12 protein-coding genes are annotated in these 16,993 nt (G+C 44.4%); 3 read left to right on the forward strand and 9 right to left on the reverse strand.

Features of this window, described 5'->3' with window-relative positions:
• Position 1: 1 nt before the first annotated feature.
• Both FIM25_RS09970 and FIM25_RS09975 read right to left on the reverse strand, forming a co-directional pair.
• Complete coding sequence (locus FIM25_RS09970; protein ID WP_139448794.1) at positions 2 to 1,405, reverse strand: dynamin family protein; 1,404 nt, start codon at positions 1,403 to 1,405, stop codon at positions 2 to 4.
• Between the two features lie 304 nt (positions 1,406 to 1,709).
• Positions 1,710 to 3,533, reverse strand: a complete 1,824-nt coding sequence (locus tag FIM25_RS09975) for an AAA family ATPase (protein ID WP_139448796.1) — start codon at positions 3,531 to 3,533, stop codon at positions 1,710 to 1,712.
• A gap of 326 nt (positions 3,534 to 3,859) precedes the next feature.
• On the opposite strand from FIM25_RS09975, the gene FIM25_RS09980 reads away from it, so the two are divergent.
• The 3 genes from FIM25_RS09980 (at position 3,860) to FIM25_RS09995 (ending at position 8,109) form a co-directional block, all read left to right on the forward strand.
• Positions 3,860 to 5,989 carry a UvrD-helicase domain-containing protein gene (locus FIM25_RS09980; RefSeq protein ID WP_139448798.1) on the forward strand — a complete coding sequence of 710 codons (2,130 nt, stop codon included), beginning with the start codon at positions 3,860 to 3,862 and terminating at the stop codon, positions 5,987 to 5,989.
• A gap of 78 nt (positions 5,990 to 6,067) precedes the next feature.
• A complete protein-coding gene (locus FIM25_RS09985; RefSeq protein WP_139448800.1) occupies positions 6,068 to 6,547 on the forward strand; it encodes a hypothetical protein in 480 nt (159 codons plus the stop codon).
• 518 nt (positions 6,548 to 7,065) lie between these two features.
• Positions 7,066 to 8,109: an Lcl C-terminal domain-containing protein gene (locus FIM25_RS09995; RefSeq protein ID WP_139448804.1), complete on the forward strand. Its 1,044-nt coding sequence runs from the start codon at positions 7,066 to 7,068 to the stop codon at positions 8,107 to 8,109.
• Positions 8,110 to 8,186: 77 nt separating this feature from the next.
• Here FIM25_RS09995 and FIM25_RS10000 read toward each other — a convergent pair whose 3' ends face one another.
• From FIM25_RS10000 to FIM25_RS10030, 7 genes are all read right to left on the reverse strand, one after another.
• On the reverse strand, positions 8,187 to 8,438 hold the full coding sequence (locus tag FIM25_RS10000) for a hypothetical protein (protein ID WP_139448806.1): 252 nt from the start codon (positions 8,436 to 8,438) through the stop codon (positions 8,187 to 8,189).
• An 18-nt stretch (positions 8,439 to 8,456) separates the two neighbouring features.
• A complete protein-coding gene (locus tag FIM25_RS10005; protein WP_139448808.1) occupies positions 8,457 to 9,464 on the reverse strand; it encodes a helix-turn-helix transcriptional regulator in 1,008 nt (335 codons plus the stop codon).
• Positions 9,465 to 9,732: 268 nt separating this feature from the next.
• On the reverse strand, positions 9,733 to 11,085 hold the full coding sequence (locus FIM25_RS10010) for an AAA family ATPase (RefSeq protein ID WP_139448810.1): 1,353 nt from the start codon (positions 11,083 to 11,085) through the stop codon (positions 9,733 to 9,735).
• Between the two features lie 237 nt (positions 11,086 to 11,322).
• Positions 11,323 to 14,469: a hypothetical protein gene (locus FIM25_RS10015; protein WP_139448812.1), complete on the reverse strand. Its 3,147-nt coding sequence runs from the start codon at positions 14,467 to 14,469 to the stop codon at positions 11,323 to 11,325.
• A gap of 196 nt (positions 14,470 to 14,665) precedes the next feature.
• Positions 14,666 to 15,412 carry a hypothetical protein gene (locus FIM25_RS10020; RefSeq protein ID WP_139448814.1) on the reverse strand — a complete coding sequence of 249 codons (747 nt, stop codon included), beginning with the start codon at positions 15,410 to 15,412 and terminating at the stop codon, positions 14,666 to 14,668.
• On the reverse strand, positions 15,405 to 16,217 hold the full coding sequence (locus FIM25_RS10025) for a hypothetical protein (protein ID WP_139448817.1): 813 nt from the start codon (positions 16,215 to 16,217) through the stop codon (positions 15,405 to 15,407). The genes FIM25_RS10020 and FIM25_RS10025 overlap by 8 nt, the downstream gene beginning before the upstream one ends.
• Before the next feature lie 88 nt (positions 16,218 to 16,305).
• Positions 16,306 to 16,974, reverse strand: coding sequence for a hypothetical protein (locus FIM25_RS10030; RefSeq protein WP_139448819.1), 669 nt, complete (start codon positions 16,972 to 16,974; stop codon positions 16,306 to 16,308).
• Positions 16,975 to 16,993 lie beyond the last annotated feature (19 nt).

Genomic DNA, 16,993 nt, shown 5'->3' on the forward strand with positions numbered 1-16,993 from the left:
TCTATGCACAGGCTTTCAGGAGAAGGTCTTTGAGTTTTTCGCCTACCTGTCTTGTGATGATGTCATAATTCCTGCATTCTGCTGCTTGCATCAAGGGCAAGAGGTGTTTTTCCAAACCCTTTGATCTGATTTTTTCCTTTTCCATATAAGAGCGCAGCAGCTCAAGAATATTGGCTCCATCCGGTGCCAGAAGATCCATCTCCGAAGGCTCAGGCATTTCTATGCCAACCTTATCCCCCTCCTTTTTCAACTCCCGGAAAAAGGTGTTGGAAAGCCCCATGAGTATCACCCTTTCCCCGTCCAGTTGATTGATCTCCAGTTTTGTTTTTTTCTGAAGCTCCTCAATGTCCTGCCGGATATCCTCATCATCGGCAAGGCCCAGCACCCGGTTCAGGCGGTTGAGGCTTCTTTCCGCACTCAGCTTTTTTTCATCCAGATAACGGATAAAATGGATGAAAAGCACCTTGAAGTTTCTCGCAAAAAGMACTTCCCTTGGYTTTGTGTTCCACTGATCCAGAACGGCGGTAATGGCTTCTGCGGGGTAAAGCTTTTTTTTCCTTGCGGAAAAGGGCAGCACATCAATGAAGCCGATCCCCCGTTTTTCAAGGGTGTTGCGGATAAGGGCCATGATATCCCGKATGTCCTGCTCGTCCCGCTTRTCGGCCTGGGAGAGAATAAACAGTTTGGGAATTTCAGGGCGCAGGCTGGCAAGGAATTTCAGATCCTTTTCAGGAATGGTTCCGGCCTCTGCCCGGATTACCCAGACAATRAACTGRGCCGTGTTGAGCTGGGTGCGGGCTGTTCGGGCATCGGCTGATTCCGTATCCGATTCATCATCGGCATTGGAATATCCSGGCGTATCCAGAAGAGCGAGGTTTTCCCAGGAAAACTCCGGCAGGGCAAGGTGGGCCGACTTCAGGATATGGCCCATGGGTGTGCCGTACTCCTTTTCGTAGTCATGGGTCAGGGCCACAAATTCATGGGCACTGAGGCTGATCTTTCTKCCGAAAAGATTGAAGGCGCTGATGGCTTCCTCACTGCCCTTTATTATAAAGGCRGGCACTGTGGTGGTGGGGTCCACCTCSGCAGGAAGAATTTTACGGCCAAGGATGGCGTTGAGCAGGGAAGACTTGCCTGCTGAAAAGGCTCCGCCAAAGCCCACAATCACCTTGCGGGCCAGTTCAGGAAATTCTGAAAACTCCCGGAACCGCTCAAACTCCTTTTTGAACTCAAAGAAATAATGCACAAGATCCGGAGGGCTGTGGTAGCGGSWYACCTTGTGCATTTCTTCATTGATGGTTTTTTCCATCTTGCTCAGGGTGGCTGCCATGGGGCTTTCWTCTCCCTTTTGGGAAACSGCCCTGCAAATAAGGCTGTGGCTTTGTTCCGGAGTCAGTGTGTTCATGATTTTTTCCCCTCTGGTATTTATGGTTACAGCCGGGCTGTGGGTTTTTATATTGGCAAGCTTGGATTATAGGCCTGAAAGGTGGAAAAAGGCAAAGGCCGCTCTGACTTTTTGCCCTGAAACTCTTTGTAGCACAGGTGTGCGACAGTTCAGGTCGCTTAAAAACATGGGAGATAAAAAAAGAGGGGAGGGAGATGACAAGGAGGGTTTGCGGGGCTGTCAAGAAATGGGTTTTTGTGTAGGGTCAACCCCCCGTGGTTGCCCGAAAACAGGGCAGGCACAAAGGGCCTGCCCCTACAACACCCTATTCCGGCAAAGGCGGTGCTTCTCCAACCTTTTCAAAACACACTCTGTCAAACCCAAGGGCTGTCACCACAAATTTCTGAAGTCTTAAATTTTTATATTTTTTACAAAGCCTTGCTCCATAATCCTCAAGCTGTTCAATTCCTTCTTTTATCTTTTCCCGGACAGGAGGAAGGACTTTTAATTCATCCACGCTTAAGGCCAGGGCTTCTTTGCCGGACAGGCCCGCCTCTTTAAGGCTGACAAACTTGAATTCAATCAAAACATCATACACCCTGCCGTATCTCTTATCCGGACGGATGATCATGGTGAGGTCCGAGTATCTTCTGGAAATTTCTGATTCCGAATCCATCAGGAAAATGATGTCATTGTATAAAAGGGTGAGAAAGGCGGTTTTCAGGGTCAGCTCATTGGCAAGGATGTAATCCCGGTTGCTGAAAACCTTGAAATATTTTTTCTCCACAAAGTCACAAAGGGGCTGCATATCCCCCTTCTGGAAAACCTTTTCTGCCGCAAGCCTGCCAGCATCCCTTACCTCTGTATCTGGCAGCAGCAGATTACAAAGCTTATTCGCATACAGGCCCTTGACTGCCATGTTGGGGATTTTCAGCCTTGTTTTCAGCTCATGGGTTTCTTCAGCAATTGTTAAAATTCCGAAATAATAAAGGAATGATGTTAAAAACTGCCTGTCCTGTGAGCTGTCAAAAAGAATATCCTCTATCCCAAAGGATAGCTCTATACTTTCAATGACAGCACTGTCTTCCTTTTCCATCAGATTGATTATCAGTGCCTGGCCCCCATTGAGGCTGGCAATGTAGCTGAGCTTGGCCTGATCCGTGGAAAGATTGGAGTCCAGCATTCTTTTAGGGTATTTGCCCTTGTTAGCAAACTGCTTGAAAAAATAAAGGCACATGGTTGGATTATAAATAAATTCATCTGCCTCAGTGGAAAACATATAGCCATTGTAAAAACTTCTCATGGTATTGGCAGCATCTTCTATGGCTGCTTCATTTTCAGAAATTAAATCCTTTGATTTTTTGGTTTTAACAATGTTCTCAATCTCGGCCCTTATCTCCATTTCACTGAAACCACAGAGATCATTAAGAGCTGCTTCAGAATAAACAGCCTCAGCAATATTATAACCACTTGTAATATCACTCAGAACAACGGGAGAAACGCCTGTAATGAAAACCCTGTCAATCATGGTGCCGGAGGTCAGGGCCTTTACTGCCTTGAAAACCGTTCTTAAAATACCTTCTTCCTTAACAAGCCTTTCATAATCTTCTTTTTTGTCGGCAGAAGACATGAGAATGGTGTTGGCGAAGTTGTCGTATTCGTCGATCAGAAGATACATTGCATTTTCATAGACCCTGATTGACCCTAAAAGTGAACTGATTGAATATAGAGCATCTTTATAATCTATATTGACATCTTCAAAGGTAAATCCCTTTTGCCTGTAATATTTGATAAAATTTTCTATCGTTCCATTGATGTGATTGTATAGGGACTGTTTTATTTCGGCATAACTCCCAGTAGCATCCACACAGGAAAAATCCCATCTTAAAATGAAGTATGAGTTTTTCAGCCCCGTTGGATTCTTGCCTATGGCAAGGTGACCAAACAGCTTTTCAAATGTATCTTTTTTGGCAAGATCATAATAGTTTTCCAGCATGGAGAGAAGAAGGCTTTTGCCAAAGCGTCTTGGTCTGATAAAAAGCTGGGATTTGGCCTTTTCCAGCTCAAGGATTTTATCCGTTCTGTCACAGTAAAAATAATTATTGCATATGATTTCTTCAAAATCAGAAATTCCATAGGGATATTTCATTTTTTCCTCCCGAATGGTCTGCCATCAGGCACCCGCAAAGGGTGTCTTTAGAAAAACTTTATACCTTTTATTGCTTTTCCTCTTCAAGCATTGCAAACAGTTTTTTCCAGGAAACCATTGTAGCACAGTGCTGTAGCATCTGAGGTCAAATTAATCATGGGCAGAGAAAAAAGGCAGGAGCTTGAGGATAGCTGCGGTCTGGTAACTGCATTTTTTTATCCATTTATGCTATATGATTTTAAGAAAAGCCATTTGCATAAACAGGCCGGTTTTTTGCATTATCATCCACCTGATTTTGGAAGTTTTTTGTTTCAGAAAGGACTGTTATGGCCATAAATGACATTCAGGTTGCCATCTCCGATGATTTTTTTTCCGCATTTGCCCGTATCCCGCAGAAGCAGCAGACCAAGGTGCAGCATTTTTTAACCAAATTCCAGCAGGACCCTACGGCAAGTGGCATCAATTATGAAAAGCTTCATCAGTGCAGAGATCCCCGCATCCGATCCGTGCGCATCGACCAGACCTACCGGGGGATTGTGCTGCAGCCCAAATCAGGCAATGTGTATATGCTTTTATGGGTGGATCACCACGACAGGGCCTATGAATGGGCAAAAAACCGCATCTGCGATATCAATCCGCAATTAGGGGCCGTACAGATTTACAGGGTAACGGAAAAAGAAGCGCCCCAGACACCGGAAGAAAAAAAAGATTCTGCCATGTTTTCAGGCCTTAGGGACAAAGACCTTTTGCGGCTGGGGCTTCCTGAAAAACTACTCGGTGAAGTGCGAAACCTTGAGACGCAGCAGGATCTGAAGGATTTTAAGGAAAGCTGCCCGGAGCATGTGTATGAAGCCCTTGTCTGGCTGAGTCAGGGTGAAAGCTATGAGGATGTTCTTTCCATAATTTCTGAGCAGGGTATTCAGGAAAAAGAAGTTGTAGATACGGAAGATTTTACCAGCGCTTTGGATCATCCTGTTTCACGCCACAAATTCTATATTGCTGCTACGGAAAAAGCCCTCCTCGATATGCTCCATGCCCCCCTTGAAAACTGGCGCACCTTTCTTCATCCAAGCCAGCGCAGGCTTGTGGAAAAAAGCTGGAGCGGAGCCGTGCGGGTTTTGGGAGGAGCCGGAACAGGCAAAACCGTTGTGGCCATGCACAGGGCCAAATGGCTTGCGGAAAACATGAAAAGAGAAAGCAAAGACAGGATTCTTTTCACCACCTTTACAAGAAACCTTGCGGCAGACATTCAGGCAAACCTTGAAAAAATCATGGAAGCCGAAGATTTTGCCCGGATTGAGGTTGTTAATCTGGACAAATGGGTGGTGGATTTTCTTTTGGAACAGGGTCATGGTTTTACCGTTGATTATGGCGAAAAATCCAAAGAACTCTGGCAGCAGGCTCTGGAAATTCTTCCCCCTGAATTGAATTTTTCCATGGGTTTTTTAAGGGAAGAGTGGGAAGAGGTGATTCAGCCCTTTGAAATTTCTGACCTTGTTTCCTATGTCCGGACAGAACGCCGGGGCCGGGGAATTGCCTTGGGCAGGCAGGAGAGGGAAGGGCTCTGGCCTGTGTTTGAACGCTACATGGCGCTGATGGATCAGGAAAAAATAAGGGAACCCGCAGATATGATGCGGGATGCAAGATTTTATCTGGAAAAGGATAACAATTTCGTATTCAGGCACATTATTGTGGATGAGGCCCAGGACATGGGCATGCAGGCCTTCAGGCTTTTACGGGCCATGGTTGCGGAAGGCCCTGACGATCTTTTTATAGTGGGCGATGCCCATCAGAGAATCTACAGTGTTCATGGGGCACTGAGTCAGTGCGGTATCCGCATTGTGGGGCGCAGCACCAAACTTCGCATCAACTACAGGACCACGGAAGAAACAAGACGATGGGCCATGTCCTTAATGAAGGATGTCTTTGTGGACGATCTGGACGAAGGCGAGGATTTGGAAGATGGCTATATTTCCCTGATTCACGGAACAGAGCCGCACTTACTGGCCGCAGAAAATCTTGATGATGAGTGCGATGCCATAGAAGCACATCTGAAGATGATAAATACAAATGATGGTGCCCTCAATGCCTGCTGTGTGGTGCTTCGGACGCACAGGTTATTGCAACTGTATTCAAGTGAACTTGAAAAGCGGGGGCTGGTACTTTATCCCTTGCTCCCCTCCCGCCCCGATGACAGGAATGAGCCGGGTGTGCGCATCGGCACCATGCACAGAGTTAAAGGCCTTGAGTTTGATCATATGCTGATCTGCGGTATGAACGAAGATGCCATGCCCCTGATGAGCCATGCCATGAAATCCGAAGATCCTGAGATTCGGAAAAAAGCGGAAATGAGGGACAGGGCACTTCTTTTTATGGCCGTCACACGGGCTAAAAAATCCGTTTTCCTTTCAGGAAACGGCAAGATCAGCCCCTGGCTTAATGAGAGCCGGGCATAGGTGTATCCTTAAGAGGAATGGAGAAGAATCTTTTCTTTCAATCTCTCCACCATAATAATATAAAATGAGGGAATATTGATGAATGAAGACAGAACCATTATCCTTGATAGATTTCTAAAAAGTATAGATACGTTGTATAATAACATTCGTTTCTGGTTAAGCCCTTATGGATTATCCATACTTCAAGAAGAAATTGAAATAGCTGAGGAAGCTTCTGGAACATATAAAGCCAATAAGTTTATAATTCAGGATGATAAAAATGAGACAATCGCAAGTATTATACCTGTTGGCGCTTGGGTTATAGCTGCTAATGGGAGAGTGGATTTAATAGGTAAGCTTGATAAGGTAATTATAGTCAATTTAGAAAAAGATGGATTACTGCAATCACCTTCAGTAAAAGCAGGAGATTATCAAGATACTGCTACAAAACAATTTTATAAAGGAATAAAGCAAGCTGGATGGTATTGGATTGAAGATAAACGGCGTGGAAAGGCTCATTTATTAGACAAGGAACTATTTTTTGAACTCTTATCGGAGGTTTCTGATTATGAGTTCTAATACTCGATGTTCCAGTTTTTTATAAGCCCCTGATTTGATTACATGCAAAACAACGAAGGCCAAGTGTGTCGCTACTGTAAAATCAATAGGTTAGATGCTGGCACTACCTGATGTAACCATTGGAAAATCGAAAAACTTGAACATTGAGTAATAATGTTCTGGATAATATATGGCAATCATACCAAGCAACAATTGATTGTTTTAAAATTGCAGGCAGGAGTGTCAAAAGAGAGGAATATCAATTTTTAGCAAAGACAAATTTTATAGGTACATCTCCTGAAAAGGTTGATGAATTAATAAGAAAAAGCCGTTCTGATGCTGATGACTATGTGATTCTATCTCTTTGGGCGGTTTTTGAAAGATAGCATAGCAAGACTAAAGCAGCCTACCCAAAATGCGTGCGGCTGATTAGCTGGTGTAGATTTTAACTCTGACACGGGCGAGATTGGGGAGTTGAAGGTGGAAGCTATGGGTTTAAGTTCCCTTTTTATCTGATGAATATGTAAAGGAGTTTGTCTATGGAAGAAAAAAATTGTCCTGTCTGTGGACTGCAACAAAATGAGGAATCTGAGCATTGTAAAATCTGCGACTGGGAATTTGCCTTGATTCCTGGAAGTAATCAAGAGGATCTTCCCGAATCTGTTCTGGCTAAACTTGAAGAAGCCCGTAAAAAATGGGCAGAAATGTGGATGAACCGGGATGATGAACCTGATTTTGAGCGAGATCCCTTTGAGTACGAAGAAGAGCGGATTAGTCGTTTGAAAAATGTGATTTGGAAGGTTGGCAAGGCCGTTTTGATAAAAGAAAAATATGACATCAAAACAGGTCGTTTTCATATGAAATGGGTGGAAACTGCTGAATGGGCAAAGCCTTTTATGGATGGAAGGGTACCAGTTCTTACCCTGGAAAGGGATGCAGCCCGCAGCCTTTATGTACCTGATAAAGAATTTATTATTGGATTGCGTTTTAATGTTACTGAAGAAAAAATTGAGGTGGCAAGTGGTGTTGTATGTGCAGACAAGGCAATACTGGGTTGTCTTTTTGAGACGGATAGTCTTGCTGTAAGTATGAAAAATATTAAGGTATCAGTCATTGAAATAAATCACGATACAGAATTGGCAAAGGCTGAAAAATTTGTTTTTATTGATAAAGAAGGCAGGTTTAAGGATTTAAAAGATGGTACGGTGTTGGATACAAAGACAGGTTTACAGTGGATGCGCTGTGCCTTGGGACAGACATGGGAAGGTAATACCTGTAATGGGGTTGCAAAGGAGTTTACCTGGAACGATGCCATGGAGGAAGCTAAAACATGTTCTTTTGCCAGAAAAAAAGATTGGCGGGTTCCAATTATTGAGGAATTGAAGACCTTGATTGATAAAAAATATAAACCTCAAATACATCCAGATGCTTTTCCTAACTTCGCCAATGGTGGTTTTTGGTCTTCCTCGCTTTATGCTAACCGTAGCCTCAGTGCGTGGTACTTTCATTTCGGTTATGGCGATGTCTACAATGTTAGCAAGAATTGCACTCTCCAAGTGCGCCTTGTGCGTGCCGGACAGTAATTTTTAGTATTTTAGGGTGATTGGCTAGATAAGTTGACAACAGTGCAAGAACTGACCCGTTAGCGGCCTTAGCAAAATCAGGATTTGGAATAAACATTCACCGTACATCTGCCAACGGGAAAAAATGGGGGCAGGAGTTTGGCCATGATTGTAGAAAGTTTTTCAAAGCCTGACGGTATCAATACAATTTCAGCATCCTCAGGTTTTATACCTTTTTCTTTCAGGGTTTCCAATGCGCTGGCTTTTGCTAAGCTCTGAACTTTGCTGAGGGGTTGGGGCATGACAAAGTTCAGTTGAAAGGACAGGATCAGTTCTTTTTCTCTGGTCATCTTTTTTCCTTTTTCAGATTATATGAGCCGATACATGGCATGCATTCTAGCACTTTTTTGCCGAAACTCCTCCCTCAGATTATCAGGCTTTCTTACCTCCACAAACTCACCAAAACCCAAAAGCCACCAGCGAAGCTGTGCCGTATCCAGCACAGTGGCTTTTATGCATACCCGGTGTTCATCATATTCTGTGATGATCTGATCCGATGAGAGGGGGCTTTCATAAAGGTGAGCTGCCACGGGGTTATCCAGCAGAATTTCAAGCTCTATGGGTTCTTCGCCCTTGAGATAGCTGAATGCTCCGCTGTCAATGTAGGTCTGCAGTTCAAAATCATCAGGAACAAGGCCTGCTTCTTCCATTTTTTCCGTTGAGACAAAGCGGTGCAGGGCGAGCTGGCGGATGTCCTTCATCTGATTATAATCCCGCATGGTGCAGACCAGATAAATGATGCGGTCCAGCAGTACAATGCCCAAGGGATTGATGGTGTAGCTCACAGCATTACTCTGGCCCCTGCGCCTGTAAGAGGCAGAAAATTTTCTTCCTTCCATGAGGCATTCGTACACAGTATCCAGAACGGAGCTTTTGATGGCAGGCGGTGTCAGGGGCTGGGATCGGCTCAGGATTTTCACCTTGTCCGGCCAGGATTTCAGTTGATCTGCATGGATACTTTCCAGAACCTTGGATGCATGGCGGAAATGGGGTTTTAAGGCTTTAAGGGATGCGGGCGGCATGGCAGACAGAAGAAATTCTTCCATCATGCGGAAGGAAAAGGCCGTCAGCGGGTCCATCTGCGGGATGTCAAAAAGTTCAGCTTCCGCAGACCATGACCAGCCGTAGGGTTTTTCCCTGTCATCGCATACCAGAGGAAAAATGGTGGAAAGATGTTCCAGATCCCGCTGTATGGTTCGCCTGTGAATATGGATGTCATTTTCTTTCAGGCGGTATTCAATGGTGGCGGTGTCTATTTTTTTCGGATGCCAGGGAATCATGCGAAGCATCAGGCATTGGCGCATTGTGCTGCTCATGGGTATATCTGCCTTTTTTAAAATGATGAATCTGTATCAGCGTTCTTTATGGGTTTTTTGACTTTTGCCGACTTTTAAAATCTTTAGCAAGAGTCAATGGACAAGGTGTTTTTTACAGTTTTCTTCCCTTACCCCGGCACTCAGGCCAACAGGCTTCAGCGTATGGAACAAATCCGGTTTGTAACCTGTGCAGGGCAAGGCCCTTGCCTACCGGGTGGCGGAATAGGGTGTTGTAGGGGCAGACACAGGGGCCTGCCCCTACAACACCCTATTCCGGCAAAGGCGGTGCTTCTCCAACCTTTTCTGCTGCAAGCCTTCCCGCATCCCTTACCTCTGTATCGGGCAGCAGCAGATTACATAGTTTATCCGCATACAGGCCCTTGACTGCCATGTTGGGGATTTTCAGCCTTGTTTTCAGATCCGGCGTTTCTTCGGCAATTGTTAAAATCCCGAAATAATAAAGGAATGATGTTAAAAACTGCCTGTCCTGTGAGCTGTCAAAAAGAATATCCTCTATCCCAAAGGATAGCTCTATACTTTCAATGACAGCACTGTCTTCCTTTTCCATGAGATTGATTATCAGTGCCTGGCCCCCATTGAGGCTGGCAATGTAGCTGAGCTTGGCCTGATCCGTGGAAAGATTGGAGTCCAGCATTCTTTTAGGGTATTTGCCCTTGTTAGCAAACTGCTTGAAAAAATAAAGGCACATGGTTGGATTATAAATAAATTCATCTGCCTCAGTGGAAAACATATAGCCATTGTAAAAACTTCTCATGGTATTGGCAGCATCTTCTATGGCTGCTTCAYTTTCAGAAATTAAATCCTTTGATTTTTKGGTTTTAACAATGTTCTCAATCTCGGCCCTTATCTCCATTTCACTGAAACCACAGAGATYATTAAGAGCTGCTTCAGAATAAACAGCCTCAGCAATATTATAACCACTTGTAATATCACTTAAAACAACGGGAGAAACACCTGTAATGAAAACCCTGTCAATCATAGTGCCGGAGGTCAGGGCCTTTACTGCCTTGAAAACCGTTCTTAAAACGCCCTCTTCCTTAACAAGCTTTTCATAATCTTCTTTTTTGTCGGCAGAAGACATGAGAATGGTATTGGCGAAATTGTCGTACTCATCAATCAGGAGATAGAGAGGGTATTCAGAAACCTCTACCGCTGAAATAAGACGCTCCATCGTATAGATGGCATCATCGGGATTGATTTTAATTTCAGGCAGAGAGAAACCCTTAAAATTATAATAGGATATAAAACGCTCTATTCTGGCATTGATATGGTTGTATAAAGATTTTTTAACCCCTTCATAGCCTCCGGCTGCATCCACACAGGAAAAATCCCATCTTAAAATGAAATAGGAGTTTCTCAATGGGGTCAGGCTTTGACCAATTTTTAAATGGCCAAATAATTTTTGAAAATCATCTTTTCTGGCAATATCATAATAGTTTTCAAGCATGGACAGAAGAAGACTTTTGCCAAAACGCCTTGGTCTGATGAAAAGCTGGGATTTGGCCTTTTCCAGCTCAAGGATTTTATCCGTTCTGTCACAGTAAAAATAATTATTGCATATGATTTCTTCAAAATCAGAAATTCCATAGGGATATTTCATTTTTTCCTCCCGGATGGTCTGCCCATCTGTACCCGTAAAAGGTGTTTTTACAATAAACTTATGGTCTTTATTTCATACAGAAAAAACATTTTATGCTGGTGCAGGTATGGGCAAAAAACAGCCATGCATTTTTAGACTCAACTTCAACAAACTCACCAAAAACCAGCAGCCATCAGCGGAGCTGGACGGGATTTAAATGTGCCGGGCAGCTCCCGGCACACATGAAAACTTAAAAAGCTACCCTTTTTTTAAGGGCAGTTCTTGAAGGTTTTCTGCCTTTCCTGCTTCGAGTTCTTCCATATTGCGGGCTGTGCAGATTTCAAGTTTATGGGGATCAACTGGCCGGGCAAAGACCTTGTGCCCATTGCATTCACCTGCAAATTCAAGCCTTTCCTGAATCAGTGCTGCGTCTGATGAAGGCATTGCACCGGTTGCTGCGCTGGGGGAGCGGGTGTAAACCATACGGAATACCCGATCCATAACAGTGCCCATTTCTTCCCATTCTCCGTAACGGGCATGGTTTTGGATGGATGGGAAAAATATTTTTTTTCTGATGCGTCCCACATAAAATCCAAAGGGGGGATTGCCCTTGCTTTCTTCTGTGGAGCAATTGATAACCTTTATATTGTTACCCGGAGAAAGCCTCAAAAGCCCAAGGGCAACACCGGTTTTAGCTGTGGCCTGATCAGGATTGCTGATGTTTTTTGGAATGGGCGGGTAAATGAGAATTTCCGGTGCATTGCCATCATAAAGAGTAGTCAGATAATCCATGATTTCAGAAACGGGGGCTTTTTCTTCTGTTGCTTCAGATGCAACACTTTCAGTCTGGGGAGCATTCATGCCCACAAGGGGGTAAAGTTCATTTCTGATTCTGGGGGCGATGGCCTCATCTTTCATCAGTTTGATAATGTCTTTTTTAAAATCGGGGATGTCTGCACTTGTATTTAATAATCCCATTATATTAAATTCGAAGATGTCTTCATCTGTTTTTAATAATGCTAAATTGTCGGCCACTTTTACTTCACTTATCGATATAAAAAAATCATATATTTTTGACAGTATAAGCTCATTGTCGAATGATGTTGGTACTTTATTCAAAAATTCCTGTACTTCCTGCTCCAGAATTTCGGCGTTTTCCCTATCTTTTTTGGGATCATCCTTGCCAGATGCCTTTTTTTCTCCCAGCATCCAGGGGCTGTTTTCATTGCCATCGAGCAGGGCCTTCAGCCTTGAAGACTGACTGGCATTTCCCGCAAGAAAGAGGTGAATGCGCTTTGGGGTTTTGCCCTGATCCGTAAAAGCCTTGTGCATGGCCGTGAAAAATTCTTTCATTCCCTGAGCGAGGCGCTGTTTCAGATAGCCTTCCATCTCTTCATAGGGTATGGCAAGGTCACATTCTGTTTCTGCACCCTCACGGTTTACCATTTTTATTTTTTCTACGCCCGTACTGTTCCTTGTTTCTGTTTCCCAGAAAGGCCTGAGCCTTGCCATCATCATCTGGGTGTTGGTATGGGCGGCCTGGGTTTTTTCCAGAAGCATTTCTGAGCCGGGAAAATCATGGGCATCCAGAGGTTTTGTAAAGGCAAATTTATATTTGCGGCAGAGGTCCAGATTGTTGCGGAAAACCATATAGGCCATGTTTTCCAGTAAATTTTCACCACCAAGAAAATTGTCTCCGGCGGCACCAAAATGTTCAAACACCTCTTCTATTTCCTGATCCTCTTCCTTTTCCGTGGGTTCCCGGTAAATCCCGAAATCAAAATCCGTGGTGCCCCCACCAAAGTCAAACACGCCGTAGGCCAGGCCTTCTTTGGTGGCTTCAAGTTTCCAGTAGGGAAAGGCAGAAGCTGCAAAGGCAGCGGGTTCCGAATAAAGCTCATCAACGCTGAAACTGTTAAAACAGTCATGGGAAATCAGACTCTGGGGAAGGCTGCGCTGAAGCCCCCTGCGGAATGAAGACTGAATTTTTTCTTTGACAGGGGCGGGGTAGCTTACGGGAAAAGTCATGAAATATTTTAAATGAATGCCCCATTTTCGCCAGTTAATGTAAAGCCCCAGAAACCATGCATACAGCTCCAGCGGGTCAAAGGGATCTCCGGGCCCTACTTCCAGAGCCTTCCCCTTTACGGGATTCCTGAGGGTCAGCGATTCCAGTCTGTGCTCATGACCGTTATTGCGATCCGTAAGAAAGATTCTTGTATTTTCATCTTCACGGAGTGCCCATTGTTTCAGTTTATTTAAAATACTGGCTGTTACACGGGGATCACTTTCATTGTCCCGCAGGGTTGCAAGGGCTTCGTGGGAACAGCGTACATCCTTCCATTTTACATCGGGCCTGTAGGCCTGCTGCCGCCAGGGTGTTATGAAGGCTTTGAAATCAATTATTTCCAGTATGGTGGGGTTTTCATAATGTTCCGGCTTAGGTGCTTCATAATGGTCGCTGACTCCGATGCGCAGAAGCTTGTGCTGCGTATTGTCCTCATAGGCCACTACGGTACTGCTGGTGCCGAAATCTATGGAAATATAGCCTTTTTTAACCTCGTCCGCGGGGTTCTTTGCACGGATACCCAGTTTTTTAAGGATTTCAGGATCTGTTCCCCATAATTCCCAAAGCCCTTTGTGCACATCGCAAATGTCCTCATCTTTCAGCTCCGGCAGGGGGCAGCTCTGGGAATCCAGTCGTTTCAGGGAGCCAGTATTCAAAGAGAAGGTGTATAAATCTTTGAAAATATCCCCGTTGCTTGCTTCAATGCCCAGTTCTGTCGGCCAGACCTGCCAGCCATTTTCTAGTGCATAAAACAGAAGGGATGACAGGGACTTTTTTTTAAAATCCCGATTGACTGCGAGATATTTTGATTTTTGGTCTGCTACAGGCTCTGGGTTAACATGAGCAAGATCCACCCTTCCCTGAATGGTTAAAAAATAGCAATAGCCACCGGTCAGCTCGTTGTTTGTGCCCGTACGCATGGGGTTTTTTTCATTGGAAACAAAGCCCCAGAATTCTTCTCTTTCGGGAAGGTGCCATGGGTTAAGGCCCAAAATCTGTTTTTGGTTTGCATCCGCTTTTGCTTCAGGAACTGTGAAGGTTTTTTCGCTTCTGATATTACCTTCCCATAAGAAAAGGGTTTTTGTGTCGAGAAGGATCTCTCTTCTTCCATCTTTACCTATCCACCAGAAGGCTTTAGAAGATAATTTTTTCTGTGATTCATTTAAAGCCGTTCTGAAATGATTTTTTAGAATATCCTGAAGAAAGGGCGAAAGTTTTTCTGGATTTTCCAAATTCAGATCTTTCTGGACAAAATTTTTCAATAGTTTTTCAACAGTTTCTTCCATTTCTGTTTCAGCCGTTTGGGGATGGGGATTTTTTATTTCCGAATCATTCATATGGGCAGCTCCCTGTAAAATGCGGTCTTGCTTTTTAATCTTGTTTGATTTCAAATTGTTAATAATATTTATCAATCTAAGGATGTGCTCTTTTTTTTCTTGATCTGCTTGGTATTGTTCCGCATATGCAGTAGCAGACTCAATGGCAGAACCAACACTGCTAGCGAAAGAACCAACAGAACTCCAGAAGCCCATATCAAGCCTCCTTGCTTACCAGTGGTCTTTTCTGAACCTCACCGGATGCATTCTGAAGTCCCGGCAGCAACAAGGCTGTAATTTTATTTCCTGATGACGCTATTTCCATGTGCGATTTATGATCATATTTTTCTCCGTTTTTTACATAAACCAGCCCGGCTTTGCGGTCTTTCCATCCCAGGTTGTGCAGGGCAACGGAGCCTTCGAGAATCTGGGACTCTCCTTCTGTACAGGGTCTTTTCTTTTTTTTGCATCGCTCGCATAAATCATCCCAGAGAAGCAGAATCCTGTCCCATTGGGAGGCAATGGCCATAACCCGCATCAGGCTCTGGCCCCGGCTTTCATCCGGTCTAAGCCATGATTTTGCAAGGCCTTCATCTTCTTGAATCCTTTGCAGCAGCATCAGGGCAGGGGCCAGTTCTAGCACAAGGGGGTCGGGTTCCGGTTCCTGCTTCGGCGCATCGGCAGTATCCTTAAGGTCTTCATGAAAATGATCAGGCTCAGTTTCATCGTATACTGTTTCATGGGGGCATTGGCTTTTCAAGCTTTCAGCAGAAATTTCTTCTGGCTTTTCTTCTTCTGTGGTTTTTACGGTCAGGTTTTGGACTGAGAGCAGACTTTTCAGCTCTTCCCTTATCCAGGGGTCATATTGAAGGAGAAGCCGTAAATCTCTGTAGCTGAGCATTTCCCGTGGATGGGTACGCTGGTCGTCTCCAAGAATTTCAGCAAGTCTTTTTTCCCTATCCATTTTCTTCCTCCAGAAAGGATTGCATTTCCGGTCTCAGGCGCAGTTTGTGGGGTAGTTCTTTACAGAAACTTTTCAAGCGTTCCTTTTCTCTGGGGGGCAGGTTAAACAGTCTTTTTTTCAGCATTAAAAGGGTGTCTGGGGAAGGCTCCTGTACAGGTGATGCTATGGTGGGAATCTGCAGGGTCTGGGCCATGGCTGCCAGTTCATCGGGCCGTATGCTTCCCCAGAAATTCTGGTAAATGGCAGGGAGAAAGGTGACAAGCTGCTCCATATCCATGCGGTTTAAGGAAGAAACCACCTGCTCCAGCCTGTTTTTTTCCTTCTGCAAAAGTCTTATTTCTTTTTCAAGTTTTTCACGGGAAGTTTCCTGGCTCTGATGCACTGCTCTGGCTTTTTTGTCTTCATAGGGCAATATGTTGCTGAAAAGATAAAAAATATTGTCATTGAGCCAGTTGTGATCATTAAGATCTTCATCGGAGGGTTTCAGGTTGAGACCATCAAGAAAAAGGGAAAGCTGAAGAAGCTGCCAGTTTTTGCATTGGAACTGCTGCACCATGCGGCAGATGGTCTGTGGAGCATCGGGTTCCGCATCCTTCAGAAGTATATGCAGGCTTACATTTTCAAGCTGTGTGGAAGCATTGTAGTCTTCATTGAATTTTTTCAAGGCCCCTTCAAGATCATTTATATTTTTACAGGGCAGGCTTTCTTCTCCTTTAAGGGTGAAAACCCGCCAGCTCTGCTGATTATACCTGAAGCATGAGAGTTTCTGGTGGTTCAAAAAAATAACAAAGGTGTCCTGAGTCATGATATTTTCCTGTTGGGGTTAAAATATCCGTTAATTCCATGATCTGCAAAAAGACTTTGTTTCTCAGTATCAGATGAAAACGGAGGCCTCAGCCATTTAAGGAAGGATGGCTGTCTTTGATCCCGTGTATTTCTTTATAAAATTCATTTTCCTGTACTCCGGGATTGCTGCCTTTTTCAAGGTTGAAAAGGGTAGCCTTCAGCTCACCAGCCTGGGATGGGGATAGCCTGTTATCAAAGTAATCTACTATCAGGCCGATGTTGTGACCGGTTTTCACAACCCTTTCCAAACGGTGTTCATTAAAAAATTCCGGTGAATATACAATGAGCTTCAGCAGGTCTTCTGATGCGCCCTTTGCCATATTGAATTTTTCTTCCATGCTTTTTCCTGCTACGGCAAAACCAACGGTCACCTTCACTTCCCGTTCAACGCTTTTGCTTTTTTCAGGGTCCAGCTCAAAATTGCGGATGGCATTTACATATTCTTCGTATTTTTCAAACTTTTCAGGCACAATTCCTTTTTCTACGGCCTGAAGTGCCCTGTCACCCATCTCATCAAGTTTTTCTTCGGGTTTCAGAATACCAAGAACATGCATAAGGTTTTCTGCTATGCTGACCACCTTGTTAAAAACCTCCAGACCAAGGCCAATGGCAGACCTTATGGATGGCCATACCCGGCTGCAGGCGGAGCTGATGGCGCTGCCGATGCTGCTTGCAACACTGCATACGGCGCTGAATGCTGCTGCAAAAAATCCCATTTTTTATTCTCCTTTCAAC

The organism is Desulfobotulus mexicanus (genome assembly GCF_006175995.1).
Classification (GTDB): Bacteria; Desulfobacterota; Desulfobacteria; order Desulfobacterales; family ASO4-4; genus Desulfobotulus; species Desulfobotulus mexicanus.